At 68.9% G+C, this 18,650-nt stretch carries 16 protein-coding genes; 7 read left to right on the forward strand and 9 right to left on the reverse strand.

Translation table 11 applies throughout. From position 1 onward, the window contains the following. Positions 1 to 19: 19 nt before the first annotated feature. A complete protein-coding gene (locus LGY53_RS33265) occupies positions 20 to 409 on the forward strand; it encodes a hypothetical protein (protein ID WP_225730662.1) in 390 nt (129 codons plus the stop codon). A 273-nt stretch (positions 410 to 682) separates the two neighbouring features. Further along, on the forward strand, positions 683 to 3,832 hold the full coding sequence (gene ileS, locus LGY53_RS33270) for an isoleucine--tRNA ligase (protein WP_225730663.1): 3,150 nt from the start codon (positions 683 to 685) through the stop codon (positions 3,830 to 3,832). Here ileS and LGY53_RS33275 read toward each other — a convergent pair whose 3' ends face one another. From LGY53_RS33275 to mshC, 3 genes are all read right to left on the reverse strand, one after another. Continuing rightward, complete coding sequence (locus tag LGY53_RS33275) at positions 3,833 to 4,225, reverse strand: DUF4440 domain-containing protein (RefSeq protein ID WP_225730664.1); 393 nt, start codon at positions 4,223 to 4,225, stop codon at positions 3,833 to 3,835. Between the two features lie 202 nt (positions 4,226 to 4,427). Further along, positions 4,428 to 5,480, reverse strand: coding sequence for an MBL fold metallo-hydrolase (locus LGY53_RS33280; protein WP_225730665.1), 1,053 nt, complete (start codon positions 5,478 to 5,480; stop codon positions 4,428 to 4,430). Between the two features lie 103 nt (positions 5,481 to 5,583). Further along, positions 5,584 to 6,822, reverse strand: a complete 1,239-nt coding sequence (gene mshC, locus LGY53_RS33285; RefSeq protein ID WP_225730666.1) for a cysteine--1-D-myo-inosityl 2-amino-2-deoxy-alpha-D-glucopyranoside ligase — start codon at positions 6,820 to 6,822, stop codon at positions 5,584 to 5,586. A gap of 223 nt (positions 6,823 to 7,045) precedes the next feature. Here mshC and LGY53_RS33290 point away from each other — a divergent pair, with 223 nt between their 5' ends. Continuing rightward, entirely contained in the window at positions 7,046 to 7,915 is an 870-nt protein-coding gene (locus LGY53_RS33290) for an LLM class flavin-dependent oxidoreductase (protein ID WP_225730667.1), read from the forward strand. Positions 7,916 to 8,410: 495 nt separating this feature from the next. Here the strand turns inward: LGY53_RS33290 and LGY53_RS33295 are convergent, their stop codons facing one another. From LGY53_RS33295 to LGY53_RS33310, 4 genes are all read right to left on the reverse strand, one after another. Next, on the reverse strand, positions 8,411 to 9,211 hold the full coding sequence (locus LGY53_RS33295) for an SCO1664 family protein (protein WP_225730668.1): 801 nt from the start codon (positions 9,209 to 9,211) through the stop codon (positions 8,411 to 8,413). Between the two features lie 3 nt (positions 9,212 to 9,214). Then, entirely contained in the window at positions 9,215 to 9,799 is a 585-nt protein-coding gene (locus tag LGY53_RS33300; RefSeq protein ID WP_225730669.1) for a DUF3090 domain-containing protein, read from the reverse strand. 72 nt (positions 9,800 to 9,871) lie between these two features. Continuing rightward, positions 9,872 to 10,627 carry a histidine phosphatase family protein gene (locus LGY53_RS33305; RefSeq protein WP_225730670.1) on the reverse strand — a complete coding sequence of 252 codons (756 nt, stop codon included), beginning with the start codon at positions 10,625 to 10,627 and terminating at the stop codon, positions 9,872 to 9,874. A 79-nt stretch (positions 10,628 to 10,706) separates the two neighbouring features. Then, positions 10,707 to 11,627, reverse strand: coding sequence for an undecaprenyl-diphosphate phosphatase (locus tag LGY53_RS33310; protein ID WP_225730680.1), 921 nt, complete (start codon positions 11,625 to 11,627; stop codon positions 10,707 to 10,709). A 255-nt stretch (positions 11,628 to 11,882) separates the two neighbouring features. Here LGY53_RS33310 and LGY53_RS33315 point away from each other — a divergent pair, with 255 nt between their 5' ends. The 4 genes from LGY53_RS33315 to LGY53_RS33330 all read left to right on the forward strand — a co-directional run bounded on the left by LGY53_RS33315 (position 11,883) and on the right by LGY53_RS33330 (position 17,058). Beyond that, entirely contained in the window at positions 11,883 to 12,842 is a 960-nt protein-coding gene (locus LGY53_RS33315; RefSeq protein WP_225730671.1) for an aldo/keto reductase, read from the forward strand. A 61-nt stretch (positions 12,843 to 12,903) separates the two neighbouring features. Beyond that, entirely contained in the window at positions 12,904 to 14,013 is a 1,110-nt protein-coding gene (locus LGY53_RS33320; RefSeq protein ID WP_225730672.1) for a hemin ABC transporter substrate-binding protein, read from the forward strand. A gap of 59 nt (positions 14,014 to 14,072) precedes the next feature. Then, positions 14,073 to 15,149, forward strand: a complete 1,077-nt coding sequence (locus tag LGY53_RS33325) for an iron ABC transporter permease (protein ID WP_225730681.1) — start codon at positions 14,073 to 14,075, stop codon at positions 15,147 to 15,149. Positions 15,150 to 16,242: 1,093 nt separating this feature from the next. Then, complete coding sequence (locus LGY53_RS33330; RefSeq protein ID WP_225730682.1) at positions 16,243 to 17,058, forward strand: heme ABC transporter ATP-binding protein; 816 nt, start codon at positions 16,243 to 16,245, stop codon at positions 17,056 to 17,058. 737 nt (positions 17,059 to 17,795) lie between these two features. Here the strand turns inward: LGY53_RS33330 and LGY53_RS33335 are convergent. Further along, positions 17,796 to 18,185, reverse strand: a complete 390-nt coding sequence (locus LGY53_RS33335; RefSeq protein WP_225730673.1) for a VOC family protein — start codon at positions 18,183 to 18,185, stop codon at positions 17,796 to 17,798. Between the two features lie 95 nt (positions 18,186 to 18,280). After that, positions 18,281 to 18,463: a hypothetical protein gene (locus LGY53_RS33340; RefSeq protein ID WP_225730674.1), complete on the reverse strand. Its 183-nt coding sequence runs from the start codon at positions 18,461 to 18,463 to the stop codon at positions 18,281 to 18,283. Positions 18,464 to 18,650: the final 187 nt, after the last annotated feature.

The raw sequence follows: 18,650 nt of genomic DNA on the forward strand, positions 1-18,650 counted from the left end.
CGGGGGAAGGGAAATATCAATGCGGAGAACGGTTATCGTCGCCGCGACGCTGCTCGCCGTCACCGGCGGGTTCACCGCGGTGGCGGGTCCGGCCGGCGCCGTCGACGACAAGGCGACCTGCGCGGCCGTCGACGCGTCGGCGACCGATCTGAGCAAGCGGGTCGACGCGCTCGATTCGAAGGATTACGGTTCGATCGCCGAGCTGAAGCGGATATATGCCGATACCGCAGGGCAATTCCGCGCCGCGGCGGACAACGCGGACCAGGGCGCGGTCAAGGATGCGCTGGATGCGGCTGTCGCACAGATGAATCGGGCCGCCACCGCGGCGGACGCCGATCTCGGTGGGGTGCTGAAGGATCCGACGTTCGTCGCCGCGATGGACGCGGTGGACAAGGCCTGCGGGCTCTGAGACGGTTCCCCGGTGAGCGCGGCCGACAAATGTGTCGCGTGCGTTCGGCGACGGTTGCTAGAGTCGGCGGACAGCGTCGATCCGGCCATCACCGGGGAGCTTCCGGAAGAACAGGGGTTTCGCGCCTCCCAGTAGAACCGGACGTGGGCCGCACGTCACAGCGGCGAACGAAGTGGCGCCGGTCTCGGCAGGCGCAAGCGGGGTGGTACCGCGGAGCTCCGGCTTCGTCCCCGCATGGGTATTTCTCATGCGTGTCGACGAAACGAGGTTCTTGTGACAGACCGGGCTGTGGTGTCGCCCTTCACCGCGTTGCCGACGCGGGTCGAGCTGCCGGAGCTGGACGCGCGAATCATCGAATGGTGGCGCGCCAACGATATTTTCCGCCGCAGCCTGGATCGCACCCGCGACGGGGCGAGCTGGGTGTTCTACGAGGGCCCGCCGACCGCGAACGGCGCACCGGGCACCCACCACGTCGAGGCCCGGGTATTCAAGGACATCTTCCCGCGCTACCGCACCATGAAGGGGTACGCGGTGCCGAGACAGGCCGGCTGGGACTGCCACGGGCTGCCGGTCGAACTGGCCGTCGAGAAGGAACTCCAGCTCTCCGGCAAACCCGATATCGAGAAGGTCGGCGTCGACGTGTTCAACGCGCGCTGCCGCGAATCGGTGCTGCGCCACGTCGGCGAATTCGAACGGCTCACCCGGCGGATGGGCTACTGGATCGACCTCGAAAACCCTTACACCACAATGTCACCCGAATATGTGGACAGCGTGTGGTGGTCGCTGAAGAAGATCTTCGACGACGGCCGCCTCACCGAGGACTTCCGGGTGACCCCGTATTGCCCGCGCTGCGGCACCGCGCTGTCCGAACACGAGGTGGCCCAGGGCTACGAGACCGTCACCGACCCCTCGGTGTACGTGCGGTTCCCGCTCGTCGAACCGCTGGCCGGGCACGCCGGCGCACACCTGCTGATCTGGACCACCACGCCGTGGACGCTGGTCGCCAATACGGCCGTCGCGGTGCATCCGGACCTCACCTACGTCCTCGCCCGCACCGCGGACGGGTTGTTCGTCGTCGCCGAACCGCTGGTGGCGACCGTGCTCGGGGAGCATGCCGAGACGCTGGCCCGGTTCACCGGCAGCGCGCTGGCCGGGCTCGCCTACCGGCGTCCGTTCGATCTGGTCGACATCCCCGACGCGCACCGCATCGTGCAGGCGGATTATGTAACCACAACGGACGGAACGGGTTTGGTGCATCAGGCGCCCGCGTTCGGCGCCGACGACCTGGCGGTGTGCCGCGCCGCGGGACTGCCGGTGGTCAATCCGATCGGCGGCGACGGACGCTTCCTCGATACCGTGCCGCTGGTCGGCGGGCTGTTCTTCAAGGACGCGAACCAGGTGCTCGTCGACGACCTCACCGCGCGCGGGCTGCTGTTCGAATACCAACCGTTCGAACATTCCTACCCGCACTGCTGGCGCTGCCACACGCCGCTGATGTACTACGCGCAGCCGTCCTGGTACATCCGCACCACCGGCGTCCGGGACGCGATGCGGCGGGAGAACGAGCACACCACCTGGTTCCCCGACCACATCAAACACGGCCGCTTCGGCGACTGGCTGGCCAACAATGTCGACTGGGCGGTGTCGCGCGCCCGCTACTGGGGGACGCCACTTCCGTTGTGGCGCTGCGCATCCGGGCACGTCACCGCGATCGGAGCGCGTGCCGAACTCGGTCGCCTCGCCGGGCGCGACCTGTCGGATCTCGACCCGCACCGCCCCTACATCGACGCCGTCACCTTCGACTGCCTCGACTGCGGGCAGACCGCCACCAGGGTGCCGGAGGTGATCGACGCGTGGTACGACTCCGGCGCCATGCCGTTCGCCTCGCTCGGCTACCCGTACGTCGAGGGCAGCGACGCGGCGTTCGCGAAACGTTATCCGGCGCAATACATCTGCGAGGCGATCGACCAGACACGTGGCTGGTTCTACACGTTGATGGCCATCGGCACCCTGGTATTCGACCGCTCCCCTTACGAGAACGTCGTCTGCCTAGGGCACATCATGGCCGAGGACGGCCGCAAGATGAGCAAACACCTCGGCAACGTCGTCGCCCCGATCCCTTTGATGGACGCGCACGGCGCCGACGCGCTGCGCTGGTTCATGGCCTGCTCCGGCTCGCCGTGGTCGCCCCGCCGCGTCGGGCCCGCGCCGCTCGACGACATCACCCGGCGCGTACTGCTCACCTACTGGAACACCGCCGCGTTCTTCACCCTGTACGCCAGCCACACCGACTGGCGGCCCGGCACCGCCCGCCCCGCCCGCGACCGGCCGATCCTCGACCGGTGGGTGCTCGGCGAACTGCACACGCTCACCCGGGCCGTCGAGGAGAGGTTCGACGGCTACGACACCGCGGGCGCCGGACGACTGCTGGCCGGATTCATCGACGACCTGTCCAACTGGTATGTGCGCCGCAGCCGATCCCGCTTCTGGGACGGTGAACAAGACGCGCTGTCAACGCTTTACGAATGCCTCGACGTGCTCACCCGCCTGCTCGCGCCGATCGTGCCGTTCATCACCGAGGAGATCTGGCAGACCGTCATCCGCCCCGGCGATCCGAGCGCCGCGGAATCGGTCCACCTCGCCGACTGGCCCGTCGCCGACGCCGCGCTCACCGGCGCCGCACTCGCCGAACAGGTCGCGGCCGCACGCGCCGCCGTCGAAGCCGGGCGCGCCGCCCGCAAGGCCAGCGGGCTGCGGATCCGGCAACCCCTAGCGCGCGCGTACGTCGGACTGCCGCCGCACATCCAGCTCCCGCCCGAACTGATCGATGTGATCGCGGATGAGTTGAACGTCAAGGAGATCGGTTCGCTCGACACCGCGGGCGCGTTGACCGATATCTCGATCAAACCCGAATTCCGTTCGCTGGGTAGACGATTCGGCAAACAGACGCCCGCCGTCGCCGACGCGATCCGCACCGCGCCCGCCGCGGCGGTCGTCGAAGCGCTCCGCGAGCACGGCACCGCGGCCGTCGGCGCCGAACGATTCGAGATCGGCCGCGACGACGTGCTGATCACCGAAACCCCGCGCACCGGCTGGCTCGTGGAAACCCAGCGCGACACCACCATCGCGCTGGACACCACCATCACGGCCGAACTGGTCGCCGAGGGCATCGCCCGCGACGTCGTCCGCGCCGCCCAACAGGCCCGCCGCGACGCCGGACTCGACATCTCCGATCGCATCACCCTGACCGTCGCCGCCGACGGCGAGGTGCGCGACGCGATACGACAGCACCGGGAGTTCGTCGCGCGCGAAACGCTGGCCGACGAAATCGCGCTCATCGCAGAGCTTTCCGACGGCTATCGCGGAACGGCCGGAGCCAGCGAGGTTCTCGTACGGGTCGAGCGAACCGGCCCAGCGCAGTGATCAGTTGGTGCCGAAGGGGTTGTCGATCACGTATCGCCAGCGGCCGTGCTCATCCCGGCGCACGACGTCGGCCGCTGAGCCGTGCAGGTCGAGCGGATAGCCCTGTGCGGTAACGCCGTTCATGGACCAGTCCACGACGAGCAGTGCGATGTCACCGACCGGATAACAATGTCGGAGGTCTGCCTGGATCGGCAGACCGTAGCCGCGGAGGTGAGCGTTGGCCGCTGAACGGTCCTCACCGTGCGCCGATTTCCCGGTGGTAGGCACCGTGATTCCGTCCGGCTCGTACAGTTCGTCCAATGCGGCCAGGTCATTGTTGTTGAACAGTTGGACCCATCGGGCGATGAACGCGGCGAGTTCGGCACGCGTCGGATTGTCATGGTCGATCGTCATGACTATCGGATCATAACACGTTGCAGCACAGTCGAATTGGCGATCTCACCCAGCTCGCGCCGGTCACGGTTCGAAGGTCGAGCGGCCAGGGTCGATGTAGTCGGCGGGGTCGTGCATGAGGCGCAGCTCCGCGGAGAATGCGGTCGAATTCGGCGCGCAGCGGGCTGTCGTATGTCGAATTGGCGATTCGACGCACTCCCGGTCACAGTTCGAAGGTCGAGCGGCCAGGGTTGAGGTAGTCGGTGGGGTCGTGCATGAGGCGCAGCTCCGGACGGGCGCCGGATGGGATGCGGGCGAATTCGGCGTGCAGCGGGCTGTCGTATCCGGCGGCGGGGGCGGTGATGCCCGGCAGCCAGTTGTCGTGGTGGGCGGGGATGAAGACGGCGGGCGCGATCGCCTCGATGTAGCGGCGCGGATCGCGCAGGCCGTTGCTGATCTGGTTGAAGCCCTGCACGGCGCCGATATGCACGGTGGTGTCGGGCAGTCCGGACAAGATTTCCAGCACCTCGGGCGCGCGCTCGGTGAGCGGACCCGACGAGTCGTGCCAGACCAGCGCGAATCCCGGCACCCTGAACTGATACAGCAGCGAACCGCCCTCGGCGTCGGTGAGCCGAGCGAGGTTGTGCCGCAACGCATCCAGCGTAGGCGGCCGACGGAATACCGGACGCGGATCCGGCAGCGGGAAGAACCGCGCCGAGCCGTCGGGGCTACGCCGGGTCGGCGCGGAATGCAGGTGCCGGATCGCGGTGACCTCCACCGCGCCGACCCGGAAGTCGTGCCGCGCACCGGGTTTCGCGGTGGCATCGCCGAGCGCCACCGTCGTCAAACTCGAATCCGCCACCTGCGCACGGATATTCGTCCCGTGTTCGGCGGTACCGTACACCACCGCACCGCACGCCTGCGCGATCCGGCCCGCGTCGGCGGCATGATCGAAATGACCGTGCCCGATGAAGATCGCCTCCGGCCGCAGATCGGCCAGATCCTGCGCGGTGGCCGGAACGTAACCCACGCTGGTGAGCGTCGGCACCCACGCGTCCAGCAGGAACACCGAACCGCAGAGCGCCAGCGCGTAGGTGGTGCAGCCCACCCACGACAGCACCACCCGATCCGCCCGCACCGCACCGGTTTTCCCGTCCACCGCATCGTCGCCGAAGAACCGGCGGCGCGCCGCGACCGTCCGCGGCGCGTCCAGCTCGGCAACCGGACGCAACGAACCTGTCGAACCGAAGAGGTTGCGGCCGGGAAAGGTACACATGAGTGCACCACATCACGGAAACGGTGCTACGGGCAAGTGGTCCCACGGATAGGCAGTCGTACCGGAACATGCGCCGGCTCGACGTCCCGGGCACGATCCGTTCCTACAACCGCACACCCAGCAGCGCGTCGACAGCCGTTCGCACATCCGCCGGCGCGGTCGCGTCCGGACCGCCGTATTCGAGCGCCTGGTGAGCCCAATGGTCCACGGCGTCAAGGGCTTTCGGGGTGTCCAGATCGTCGGACAGATGCTGGCGCAGCCGGGCGACGGTATCGGCGGCGGCCGGGCCGGTGGACAGCGCGACCGCGCGCCGCCACAGCTCCAGCCTGGCCTGTGCCGCCGCCAGCACCGCGTCGGTCCACATGCGGTCCTGCCGGTAGTGCCCGGCCAGCAGGCCCAACCGGATCGCGGCCGGGTCGACACCGGCCCGGCGCAGCCGCGAGACCAGCACCAGATTGCCCTTGGACTTCGACATCTTCTCGCCGTCCAGGCCGATCAGCCCGGCATGTACGTAGTGGCGGGCGAAGCGGCGGCCCGCGACCAGCGCCTCCGCGTGCGCGGCCGAATACTCGTGATGCGGGTAGATCAGATCGCTGCCGCCGCCCTGGATATCGAATTCCGGGCCGATGCGGTTCAGCGCGATCGCCGCGCACTCGATATGCCAGCCCGGACGGCCGGGACCGAACGGGGCGGGCCAGGACGGTTCGCCGGGACGGGCGGCGCGCCACACCAGCGCGTCGATGATGTCGCGCTTGCCGGGACGGTCCGGATCGCCGCCGCGCTCGGCGAACAACCGCTCCATGGTGGCCCGGTCGTAACCGGATTCGTAGCCGAACTGCTCGGTGGCGTCGGCACGGAAGTAGACATCCGGGAACTCCGGATCGTCCACCACGTACGCCGCACCCGAGGCGAGCAGCTTCTGCACGAATTCGACCACCTCGTCGACCGATTCGATGGCGCCGATGTAGTCGCGCGGCGGCACGATCCGCAGCGCAGTCATATCCTCGCGGAACAGTTCGATCTCGCGGGTGCCCAGGTCGCGCCAGTCGACGCCGTCGCGGGCGGCGCGCTCGAACAGCGGGTCGTCGACATCGGTGACGTTCTGCACGTAGTGCACCTCGTGCCCCGCGTCGCGCAATACCCGGTTCACCAGGTCGAAGGTCAGATAGGTTGCGGCGTGCCCGAGATGGGTGGCGTCGTAGGGGGTGATCCCGCAGACGTACATGGTGGCGGTGGGGCCGGGGGTCACCGGGCGCACCTGTCGATCGGCGGTGTCGTACAACCGCAGCGGCGGCCCTGCTCCGGGGACGGTCGGTAGGGCTATTTCGGACCAGGACTGCATGATTCGAGGGTAAAGGTGTGGTCGAGGCCGTCCCGCCCCGACCCGGTCGAACCGGACCCGAACCCACCGTGCTACCCGGGTACGACCTGGGAAAACGGATGCGGCTGCGGATGTCAATGATTGTCGTCTCACCGATCGATAACGCCGCGGCCGGGCGCGGCCGCACCACGATTCGTCCCATCATGGGTCTCGACTTGTCGGTGGTTGCCGCTACCGTGGCGGCATGACAGTTCTCGGCGCGGTTTCCCTACCCCATCTCGCTCCCGAACAGCTTGCCGCAGTATGCGATGCGGCCGAAAGCAGCGGCCTCGAGGAACTCTGGCTGTGGGAGGACTGTTTCTGGGGCGGCGCCATCGCCGCCGCCGCGACCGTCCTCGCCCGCACCGAACGGGTGCGGGTCGGCATCGGCGTGATGCCGACCCCGCTGCGCAATGTGGCGCTCAACGCCATGGAGCTCAGCGTGCTGCTGCGCGCGCACCCGGGCCGGTTACTGCCCGGTGTCGGGCACGGAGTGCAGGAATGGATGGCGCAGGTCGGCGCCCGCGTCGACTCCCCGCTCACGCTGCTGCGCGAACAGCTGACGGCGCTGCGCGCGCTGCTCGACGGCGAAAAGGTCAGCGTCAGTGGACGATACGTGCACCTGGACGAGGTGGCCCTCGTCTGGCCGCCCAGCACCCCCACACCACTCATCGCCGCCGCCACCGGCCCGAAGACGCTGCGGCTGTCCGGCGAATTCGCCGACGGCACCATCCTCACCTCCCGCACCTCGCCGGAGGGTGTGCGCGCCGCCAAACAAATCATCGACGAGGGCGTCGCGAAATCGGGCCGCGCCCAACCACATCGCATCATCGTCAACGTCGACACCGTGACCGGCCCCGACGCCGCCGACCGGCTCGCCCGCTACCAACAGGGCCGCGAAGGTCAGCAACCGGGCGCGGGCGCCACCGGAGACGCCCAGTCGATCGCCGACACCGTGCGGCGTTACGCGGAGGCCGGTGCCGACACCGTCGTACTCCAACCCAACGAGGAAGATCCGGACCCGATCGAGTTCATCCGGTTCGTCGGAGCCGAGGTGCGGCCGCTGGTGAGCTGAGTTCTCGAGCTGCCCCGCCGGGCCGTGAATTCGGTTATCGCACCGTCGGTTCGGTGAAGGGTGTTCCCGGACAGCGGCATGGGCCGGGCCGGCGCTCGACGCGGATCGGGGTCTCAGCGCTGGTTCGTCCCAGGCGAGGGGTTGGGCGCTGTCCGGCGCAACCGTACATACGTGACAACGCCCTGCACTACGACCACGATCGCCAGCGCCGACAACACACCGGTGGGCGCACCCCGGCGGTGACCAGCAGCCAGCAGATAACAACGCCCAGTCCCAGCGGCAGTGTCGAAGCGATCGCGACAAGCCCTTGCGCCACGTGAGGGTCAAGCTGCCCTCCCGATCGGATTCGGCCCAGGAGCACTCGGCACCGGACCCCGACTGCCTGCGGTGCAACGGATTTCACAACGGGGCACCGGACGCCTCCCGTCGAACCCGATCCGGCAGTGTGCGCAAAAGAACAATCGATGCGCCGATTCGGTTACGGCGGAACCGGATTCAGAACGCTGGCCAAGGGATGGGGCGGGCGGTGTCGGGCAGCGGCATTATCGGCCGGTCCACCAGTGCCCGGGCCCGCGCGGCGAGCGCGTCGATTTCCGCGTCGGTGATGTGCCGGGACAGTGTGTCGGCGAGTTGGTTCGGCAGCGCCTTGGCGAAGGCGGCGATATCGGCGATCAGGTCGTCGCAGACGGGCTGCCCGGCCCAACCCCACAGCACCGTACGCAATTTGTATTCGCTGTGCAGACAGATGCCGTGGTCCACGCCGTACACCTGGCCGTCGACGCCCTCCAGCGCATGCCCGCCCTTGCGGTCGGCGTTGTTCAGCAGCACGTCGAGCACCGCCATTCGCTGCAGCCGCGGATCGTCGGCGTGGATCAGCGACACCTCGTTACCCGCCGCGTCCTGGGCGCGCAGCACCTCACGGAACCCCTCGGGCACCGCACCGGCCGGGCACAGATCCACCAGATCCAGGCGATCACCCTGATCGGTGTGATTGTCGGCGGCATCCACCCAGCGCTGCACCATGCCGGGCCCGAACGGACCGTCCCGCAGAATGGTTTCCGGAACAACCCCCCAACCCAACGCCTCCGAGATCAGATACGAGGCCACCTCGCGCCCGGCCAGGGTGCCGTCCGGGAAATCCCAGAGCGGCCGTTCCCCGCGCACCGGCTTGTACACCACCCGCAGCGGACCACTGGATCCCTCGATATCGCAGACCAGCGTGACATTGCTCGCGACGTTCACCCGACCGATCACCGTCAACTCACCGCTGTGGAACCGATCATCGGCCTGGGCCACCGATCACTCCTCTAGTTCGGCCGCGCCGAAGATATCTCCGCGCTTGTACCCGTTGGTGCGCACACACATATGCCCGCGCGCCGACAGCGGCTCCCCGCACAGCGGGCACGGCGGCCGTCCCGCGGCGATCACCCGCGCGGAGCGCAGCGCGAATTCCCTGGCCTGTATGGGCGTCAGGAATACCCGCACGGCGTCCGGGCCCTCCTCGGTATCGTCGAGCACCACCGACTCGTCGACCTCGGTTTCGGTGATCGCGAGCAACTCCACCACGACGGCGCCCGCGTCGGCGTCCCAGCCGAGGCCCATCGTGCCGACCCGGAACTCCGCATCGATCGGGGTGACCAGGGGCGCGTTATCGGTCACCTCGTCCGCCGGCGGCGGCACCGGTGCGCTGAAGCGGCGCGCGACCTCGTCCAGCAGTAACCCCATCCGGTCGGCGAGCACCTTCACCTGCTGCTTTTCCAGCAGCACGCTCACGACCCGAGGTTCCTGCACGGCCTGCAGATAAAACGCGCGATCGCCCGGCTCACCGACGGTCCCGGCGACGAAACGATCGGGGGTGCGAAATACATGGATTGCTCGTGCCATCTGCACCTCCTGATACGTGACCCTGATCAACGACTACCCGCGGCGTACGGGTTCTACAACGCCGCTTATTCATTACAAGGAATCCGAGCGCTCCGCATTCCCATTATCCGCACCCGCGGCCGCTCCCAGCTCGCCGCCGGGAACCGGACCGGGGTCATCGACCCGTCCCGGTGGGGAATCGGCAACGGCGCGTTGCGGTTTGATCGCCAATCCGGACAGATCGACACCGGTGTCGTTGAGCCGCACCACATAGGGCGCGGTAGGGGTGTAGCGGACGACGCTCAGCGAGGCCGGTTCCACCACGATCCGCTGGAAACCGTCCAGATGGATGCCGAGCGCATCGGCCAGCACCGCCTTGATCACGTCGCCGTGCGTGCAGGCCACCCACAGCACGTCACGCGAATGACGTTGGGCCAGTTCACGATCCGTCTCCCGAATGGCGGCGACCGCGCGGGTCTGCACCTGCGCGAGCCCCTCACCGCCCGGGAATGTCGCGCCGGAGGCGTGCCGCTGCACCACCTTCCACAGCGGTTCGTTCAACAGCTCCGCGATGGGCCGCCCGGTCCACTCGCCGTAGTCGACCTCGACGAGCCGGTCGTCGTAATCCGGTTCCAGCCCGAACTTCTCCGCCAGCGGCGCAACCGTTCGCTGACAGCGCAACAGCGGCGAGGCCGCGATGTGCTCGATGGGCAGTTCGGCGAGCCGGTCGGCCACGCCACGAGCCTGCTCCGCGCCGCGGTCGGTGAGGTCGACGCCGGCGCTGCGGCCGGCGAGGGTGCGGGCGGTGTTCGACGTCGACACACCGTGCCGCAACAAAATCACCGTCATATGGCCAGCCTAATGGCCGCCGCCGGGCGCAGCCCGTCCCTCGACCCGCGCATGGCCGCAGCGATCGGCCCGGTCGCGCTCATGTGGTCGACACCGTTCCGGTCGCGAGCAGGCCCATGACGGTCAGCCCGAGCAGGATGCGGTAGCCGACGAACCAGCCGAGGCTGTGGTCGGCGACAAAACGCAGCAGCCAAGCGATGGAGGCGTAGCCGACGCTGAACGCGACGATGGTCGCGACGATCAACTGCGGACCGCTCGCGTTCAGGCCGTCACCGGCGGGCGCGAACGCGTCCGGAATGCTGAACAGGCCGGAGGCGGTGACCGCCGGAATCGCGAGCAGGAACGAAAACCGCACGGCCGCTTGCCGAGTCAGCCCGGCGAACAATCCGGCCGACGAGGTGGCCCCGGATCGGGAGACACCGGGGATGAGCGCCAGACACTGCGCCAAGCCCATGACCAGTCCGTCGCGGGTGGTGAGTCGCTCGATCGGGCGCTGTTTGCGGCCATAGTATTCGGCGGCCGCGATGACCAGCGCGAACACGATCAACATGGTGGATATCAGCCACAGATTGCGCGCCCCGGTGCGGATCTGGTCCTTCAGCAGGAACCCGAGCACGCCGATGGGGATGGTGGCGATGATCACATACCAGCCGATGCGGTAGTCGAGTTCGCGCTGCGCGTCCCGGTCGGCGTATTCGTGCGGGTCGGTGATCACCGGGAGTTTCGTGGTGACCCGGTCGCTGACCGGAACCGTTTCCCGACTGCGCAGCCTGCTCCCCACTCCGGCGAACCAGGCGAGCACGATACGCCAGATGTCCTTGGCGAAGTACACCAGAACCGCGGCCTCGGTGCCCAGCTGGGTCACCGCCGTGAACGACGCGCCCGCATCGTCACCGAAACACACCGCCGACACGATGCGCAGGTGGGCCGAGGAGGAGATCGGCAGGAATTCGGTGAGTCCCTGCACCAGACCGAGTACCAGCGCCTGCACCCACGTCATCGCCGCGCCCGTCACACACCCTCCTGCTCATCGCGCCCGAAAATTCCGTTCCGACTGGGCAATTGGTCCGCGCGGGGCGCGCGAAACCGGCACTCGCCGCAATCACGCAGCGACAGTACAGTGTCGGCCCGGCGCGCTGCGCGGGGCGGGACAGGTACGGACTGTCGTCGGACTTCGCCCGGCGCGGGCTGTCGTCGGGCTCCGCCCGGCAGCGCCCTTTAGGCTTGGCGCCGTGACGAATGCGCGGACGCGGTGATGGAACAGCGAACGGTCGGCCGCAGCGGCCTACGGGTGTCGCGGATCGGGTTGGCGACCCACACGTGGGGATCGCAGACCGACGCCGACGACGCGGCCGGGCAATTGGTGGCCTTCGCCGAGGCGGGCGGCACCCTGGTGGACACCTCCCCTGCCTACGCGGGCGGCGCGGCCCAGGGGATACTCGGCGACCTGCTCACCGATCTGGTGCCGCGCGACGAATTGGTGCTGAGCGGTTGCGCGGGCATGACCCCGCCTATCGAGCCGCCGCTCGACGGTCCGCCGCCGCTGCGCCCGACGGTCGACGCGTCCCGGCGCGCCATGCTGCGCCAGCTCGACCAGACGCTGGCCGAACTGGGCACCGACTACCTCGATATCTGGAATGTCGCTGTGTGGGATCCGGGAACCCCGCTCGACGAGGTGGCCGCGACCCTGGACGCCGCGGTGCGTTCGGGGCGGGTCCGCTATGCCGGGGTGCGCGGCTACTGCGCCTGGCAGCTGGCCAGCATCGCTGCGCTGGCGCCGATCACCGCGGCACAGACCCAGTACTCGCTGCTGGCGCGCGCAGCGGAACTCGAATTCGTCCCCGCCGCAGCGCATCACGGCGTCGGGGTGATCGCGTCGGCGCCCCTCGCGGGCGGCATCCTCACCGGCAAATACCGCGACGGCGTTCCCGCGGATTCCCGGGGCGCCGACGAGGCGACCGCCGCCGAGATCCGGCATCGGCTCGACGAACGCGCGACCCGGGTGGTGGACGCGGTGGTGACCGCCGCGGACGGGCTCGGCACCTCACCGCTGGCGGTCGCGCTGGCCTGGATCCGGGACCGGCCCGGTATCGCGAGCATGATCGTCGGCGCCCGCGATATCGGGCAGCTCACCGGGGTGTTGGCGGCGGAGACGCTGGAATTGCCGCGCGCCATCGCGGCCGCGCTGGACGACGTGAGCGCGCGCACAGAATGAGAGAGGCTAGCCTTTCCTGCATGAGTTACTGCGGTGACCGAAGAGCGGTATGGGTGCGGCTATGAGTGGCCGCACGGCGGAACGGATCTCGCGGGGCGTACGGCTGCGCACCACCGGCGGCTCGGTCGCGGGCGCTCGAAACATCAAGCGCCGGAAAGGATTCGCGCGCGTCGTATTCGCCGCGCTGGCGGTGACGCTCGCGCTCGGCACGGTCGCGTGCGGCGGCTCGAACGGCCCGACCGCCGACGGGCAGCGCGGGCACACCACCGCGAAACTCGACAGCCTCGACCCGGTGCCGATCGGGCCCGAACCGACGCCGACGCTGCCCGTGACGGTGCACTCCTTCGACGGCTCGAATGTCACGGTGACCGACGCGAGCCGCATCGTCGCCGTCGACCAGTACGGCACCCTCGCGCAGACCGTGTACGCGCTCGGCCTGGGCCAGAAGCTGGTCGGCCGCAGCTCGCGCGCCAATTTTCCGGCCGTGCAGCATGTTCCGAACGTCGCGGGCGGCAACGGCGCACTGAATATGGAATCGCTGCTGGCGCTGCGTCCTTCGGTATTTCTCACCGATACCGTCACGGCCACACCGCAATTGCGGGACCAGCTGCGCGCCACCGGCGTGACGACCGTGTACTTCGACCCGTCGCGCACCATGGACGCGGTCGGCCCGCAGATCCAGGCCGTCGCCGACGCGCTCGGCGTGTCCGACGCCGGAAAAGCGTTGGCGCAGCGCACCCGTGACGAGATCGCCGCGGCCACCGCGGGCATCCCGAAGCACGACAAGTCGTTGAAGATCGCGTTCCTGTATCTGCGCAGCACCGCGATCACCTTCATCTCCGGACCGAATTCCGGTGCCGACGCGTTGATTTCGGCGCTCGGTGCGACCGACGCAGGTACCGCCGCCGGACTGAAGGAACCGTTCACCAGCATCACCAGCGAGGCGATGATCGGGGCCGCACCCGATGTGCTGCTGGTGATGACCGATGGGCTCGACTCCATCGGCGGCGTCGACGGTCTGGCGAAAATCCCCGGTGTCGCCCAAACTCCGGCCGGACGCAACAAACGCGTCGTCGATATGTCCGATACCGTGCTGCTCGGCTTCGGTCCCAATACCGGGCGCGTGGTCGCGGCCCTCGGACAGGCCGTCTACGGCGGCAAATCCGCATGATCGAGCCCGCCGATTCCCCGACCGTCGGCACGAAAACCGAGGCAGCGGAACCGCATTCGATGCCCGGCGGTGTCACGCCGCGGCGCGGCGGCATCTTCCGGGGGCGGTCGAAGACGACGCTGGTATTCGCCGGGGCGATCATCGCGCTGGTGGTGCTGGCGCTGGCCTCGGCGGCGATCGGGCAGGTGCCGACCACACCCGCCGAGGTGGCGGGCAGCGTGCTGCACCGGATCGGGCTGGCTTGGGGGCCGCTGCCCGCGCATCCGGCCGGTGAGGTGACGCTGTGGCAGGTGCGGTTCCCTCGGGTGGTGCTGGCGATACTCGTCGGCGCGGCGCTGGCGACCGCCGGTGCGCTGCTGCAGGGCGTATTCGCCAATCCCCTTGCCGAACCGGGCGTTATCGGTGTTTCGGCGGGCGCCGCGGTCGGGGCGGGCACCGTGATCGTGGTCGGCGGCGCATTCGTCCCGGCCTGGTCGGTGGCGGCGGCCGCCTTCGCCGCCGGTCTGCTGACCACGCTGCTGGTCTACCTGCTCTCCCGGTCCAACGGGCGCACCGAGGTGGTGACGCTGGTGCTCACCGGCGTCGCGATCAACGCGTTCGCGGGCGGATTGATCGCTTTCCTGCTGTTCGTCGCCAGCCCGGCCGCGCGCGATCAGATCGTGTTCTGGCAGTTGGGCAGTTTGAACGGCGCGTCCTGGGAGGCCGTCGGGGTGGTCGCGGTGCTGTGCGCGGGCGGGCTGCTCGCCGCGGTGCTCATCGCGCCGCGGCTGGACCTGCTCGCGCTCGGCGAATCCGCGGCCCGCAACCTCGGCGTCGACGTCGAACGCCTGCGGCGCGCGGTCATCCTGGTGGTCGCGGTGCTCACCACCGCGGGCGTCGCGTTCACCGGCATCATCCTGTTCGTCGGCCTGATCGTGCCGCATCTCGTGCGCATCCTCGTCGGCCCAGGCCACCGAGTGCTCATCCCGCTCAGCGCGATCATCGGCGCGGTCGTCCTCCTGACCGCCGACGTCTGCGCCCGCTCCCTGGTCAGCAACGCCGACCTACCCCTCGGCATGCTCACCTCACTCATCGGCGGCCCATTCTTCTTCTGGTTGCTGCGCCGCACCCGCTCCCGAGCAGGAGGGTGGGCATGAGCCCCCGCAGAACCGCACCACACCACATCCGACCGCGCGGATACTTCGACCTCGGCCACGTCGGAAAGGTAGGCCCCGGAGCGGAACTCGAGCGTGTCGACAGCATTCGAGCGCAAGGCTTCGGATTCGACTCGGGCCACATCGGAAAGATCACCCCCACAGCAGAACTCCAGCACGTCGGCAACATTCGAGCGCACAGCATCGAATTCAACTCGGACCGCATCGGAAGGCTCGGTCCCACAGCGGAACTCCAGCGCGTGGACGGCATCCGAGCACATGACTTCGGATTCGACTCGGACCGCATCGGCAAGATCAGCCCCACAGCAGAACTCCAGCACGTCGGCAACATTCGAGCGCGCGGCTTCGGATTCAACTCAGGCCACAGCGGAAGGCTCGGTCCCGCAGCGGAACTCCAACGCGTCGACGGCATCCGAACGCACGGCTTCGGATTAACCTCGCGCCACAGCGGAAAGACCAGTCCCGCAACGGCACTCGAGTGCGCCAACTGCGCTCGAGTGAGCCACGATGGAACGGTCGGTCCCGCAACGGCATTCGAGCGCGCCGACGGCGCGGGCGACATTCGGGCGTGTGGAGCCGGTGCTGGTGATCGAGCGGGCCGGGTGGCGGGCGATGGTTTCGACTTGATCTACATCGGAAAGGTCGGTCCCGCAGCGGCGTTCGAGCGCGTCAGCGGCGCGGACGACGTTCGAGTACATGGCTTCGGGTTCAACTCGGGCCACATCGGAAGGCTCGGACCCACAGCGGAACTCCAACGCGTGGACGGCCTCCGAACGCACGGCTTGGGATTCGACTCGGGTCACAGCGGAAAGGTCAGTCATGCAACGGCATTCGAGCGCGCCGACGGCGCGGGCGACATTCGGGCGCATGGCTTCGGATTCGACTCGGGCCACAGCGGGAAGATCGGTTCCACAGCGGAATCCCAGTGCGCGGGCGGCATTCGAGTGCGTGATTTCGGGGGCGGTGGTGGTCGGGGTGCGGCGGGTGTTCGTGCGGCCCGGGTGGCGGGCGGTGGTTCGGCGCGGGGGGCGCGGCTGGTCCCGGTTGGGGGTGTGCGGTGAGTGAGGTTCGGCGGATGTTCGTGCGGTCGCATTCGGTGCCGACGCGGCCCGAGCGGGGTGCGGTGACGTTGCGGGCGAGCGGGCTCGGCGTCGAGCGGGGTTCGCTGCGGGTGCTCGACGGGGTCGAATTCGCGGTTGCCGCAGGGGAAATCGTCGCGTTGGTCGGGCCGAATGGTGCGGGTAAGTCGACGCTGCTGGCGGCACTCGCCGGGGAGCTGACGCCGAGCGCGGGTGTGGTGGAACTCGACGGTCGCTCGCTCGCGCACTGGTCGCCGCTGGATATGGCACGGCGGCGCGCGGTGCTGCCGCAGAGTCACACCGTCGGATTCCCGTTCACCGCACGGGAAGTCGTCGCTATGGGACGTGCGCCGTGGCAGCGCACCGAATTGCGTGAGCGCGATACCGAGCGGATCGCCGCCGCCATGGCCGCCGCCGATGTGGAACATCTTGCGGCGCGGCCGTTTCCGGCGCTTTCCGGTGGTGAACGCGCTCGAGTCGCCCTGGCCAGGGTGCTCGCGCAGGACACCGGCACCTTACTGCTCGACGAGCCGACCGCCGCACTGGATCTCGGCCATCAGGAGTCGGTGCTGCGCCTGGCCGCCGAACGCGCCGCGGCCGGGGCCGCCGTCGTGGTCGTACTGCACGATCTCGGGCTGGCCGCCGCATACGCCGACCGGGTCGCCGTCCTCGAATCCGGCCGGATCGCCGCCGACGGCCCGCCCCGCCAGGTCCTCACCACCGAACTCCTCACCCGCGTCTACCGCCACCCCGTAGAGGTACTCGACCACCCCGTCACCGGCGCCCAACTCGTCCTCCCGGTCCGCCGCTGACCAACCCGGACCGGCTGACCGACCCGGACCGGGTGCGCCGCCCCCGGTCCGCCGCTAACCTCCCACACCGCCTGTGCCACTAACCCGGTCCACCGCAAACCATCCGGACCGCGTGTGCCGCTTGGTCCGCCGCTGACCAACCCGCACCGCGTGCGCCGCTCTCCCGGCCCGCCGCTGACTATCCCCGACCGGGGTGCGCCGTTCCCCCTGTTCACAGCTGACCATCCCCGACCGCGTGGGCTGCCTCCACTGTCCACAGCTGACCTCCCACACCGTGGGGCCGCTCGGTCCGCCGCTGACCAACTCGGATCGGGCACGCCGCTTCTCCGGTCCGCTGCTGACCATCCGGACCCGCGTGCGCCGCTGCCCCGGTCCACAGCCGACCATCCCCGACCGCATGCGCCGCCCTCCCGATCCGCCGCAGACCACCCGAACCGTGTGGGCCGCTGCCCCGATCCGGCGCAGACGATCCGCACCACGTACGCCGCTCTCCCGATCCGCCGCAGACCACCCGGACCGTGTGGGCCGCTGCCCCGATCCGTCGCAGACCACCCACACCACATGCGCCGTTCCTCCGAACCACCGCAGACCATCCTCGACCACGTGGGCCGCCCCAGTCCGCCGCTGATCTCCCGGACCGGATGCGCCGCTGCCCCGGGAGTCCTCGACAGTCCGGTCCGGTCTGTCCTCCGGCAGGTCGTTCACGGATGCCGCTGCGCGAAGGGACTTTTCGACGGTCAGGCCGCCTGATGAAGTTCGACGACGTTCCCGTCGGGATCCTGGACGAACGACTGGAGACCTCGACCTATCAGAGCCGGGTCGGACACCGTCAGTCCCCGCGAGCGCAATGCGGCCACCGTGACGTCGAGCCGGTCGACGAGGAGGGCGAAATGCTGGCCGAGGGCGGGTGGGACGCGGGTCTCCAGGAGATGGACCTGCTGGTCGCCGACCTGTAGCCAGGCGCCGCCGACCCCGAGATCGGGGCGGTCTGGGCGCTGGGTGAGGCCCAGCACGCCGACGTAGAAGTCCAGCGCGCGGTCGACATCGCTCACATTGATCGAGACGTGGTGCAGCGCAAGCGTATTCACGATGCCGCCGGCCGATGCCGGATCGACTCCATCTGCCATTTCGGTTGCCCTTCAGATCGAAATCTGCCCTGGTTTCCGTTCCGCGAGAAAGCCTGCGGGGAACCGCCTCCCGGCTACGGCGGTGATCGATCGACTCACCCGTCGATCGTCGCCTCGAGTGCGCGCAGCTCCGCCGCGATGCAGTTGGCCGCGCCGTGCCAGCCCGCGGCATGCAACTGCGCGATCCGTGTCCGCACCGCATCGATGCCGTAGTAGTGGACGATTTCGTGCAGGCCGTACCGTGTCGCCGAAACTCGGTGCGCCAATTGCGGTGGCATTGCTGACGATTCCTCCCTGACAGCGAAAGCTCCACCCCTCGAACGGGATTCGCTTCCGGGCCTGGGAATCGCTCACCAGCCGGTGTTTTCGCAGTTTAACATCGCGCGCCACTAGACGAGTAAGTCCGAAGTGCTGACGATGCCCGGACATGGGCGGAGGGCGTCGAAGACCAGTGTGTGAGCAATG

This window comes from Nocardia sp. JCM 34519.1, from assembly GCF_020361265.1.
In the GTDB taxonomy this organism is placed as follows: Bacteria; Actinomycetota; Actinomycetes; order Mycobacteriales; family Mycobacteriaceae; genus Nocardia; species Nocardia arthritidis_A.

What these genes read in the sequence shown, in the direction of transcription:
- LGY53_RS33265 (WP_225730662.1), top strand. Translation starts at nt 20, where the DNA reads ATGCGGAGAACGGTTATCGTCGCCGCGACGCTGCTCGCCGTCACCGGC.
- LGY53_RS33275 (WP_225730664.1), bottom strand. Translation starts at nt 4,225, where the DNA reads ATGACGATCGACCATGACAATCCGACGCGTGCCGAACTCGCCGCGTTC.
- LGY53_RS33280 (WP_225730665.1), bottom strand. Translation starts at nt 5,480, where the DNA reads ATGTGTACCTTTCCCGGCCGCAACCTCTTCGGTTCGACAGGTTCGTTG.
- mshC (WP_225730666.1), bottom strand. Translation starts at nt 6,822, where the DNA reads ATGCAGTCCTGGTCCGAAATAGCCCTACCGACCGTCCCCGGAGCAGGG.
- LGY53_RS33290 (WP_225730667.1), top strand. Translation starts at nt 7,046, where the DNA reads ATGACAGTTCTCGGCGCGGTTTCCCTACCCCATCTCGCTCCCGAACAG.
- LGY53_RS33300 (WP_225730669.1), bottom strand. Translation starts at nt 9,799, where the DNA reads ATGGCACGAGCAATCCATGTATTTCGCACCCCCGATCGTTTCGTCGCC.
- LGY53_RS33305 (WP_225730670.1), bottom strand. Translation starts at nt 10,627, where the DNA reads ATGACGGTGATTTTGTTGCGGCACGGTGTGTCGACGTCGAACACCGCC.
- LGY53_RS33310 (WP_225730680.1), bottom strand. Translation starts at nt 11,627, where the DNA reads ATGACGTGGGTGCAGGCGCTGGTACTCGGTCTGGTGCAGGGACTCACC.
- LGY53_RS33315 (WP_225730671.1), top strand. Translation starts at nt 11,883, where the DNA reads ATGGAACAGCGAACGGTCGGCCGCAGCGGCCTACGGGTGTCGCGGATC.
- LGY53_RS33320 (WP_225730672.1), top strand. Translation starts at nt 12,904, where the DNA reads ATGAGTGGCCGCACGGCGGAACGGATCTCGCGGGGCGTACGGCTGCGC.
- LGY53_RS33325 (WP_225730681.1), top strand. Translation starts at nt 14,073, where the DNA reads ATGCCCGGCGGTGTCACGCCGCGGCGCGGCGGCATCTTCCGGGGGCGG.
- LGY53_RS33330 (WP_225730682.1), top strand. Translation starts at nt 16,243, where the DNA reads ATGTTCGTGCGGTCGCATTCGGTGCCGACGCGGCCCGAGCGGGGTGCG.
- LGY53_RS33335 (WP_225730673.1), bottom strand. Translation starts at nt 18,185, where the DNA reads ATGGCAGATGGAGTCGATCCGGCATCGGCCGGCGGCATCGTGAATACG.
- LGY53_RS33340 (WP_225730674.1), bottom strand. Translation starts at nt 18,463, where the DNA reads ATGCCACCGCAATTGGCGCACCGAGTTTCGGCGACACGGTACGGCCTG.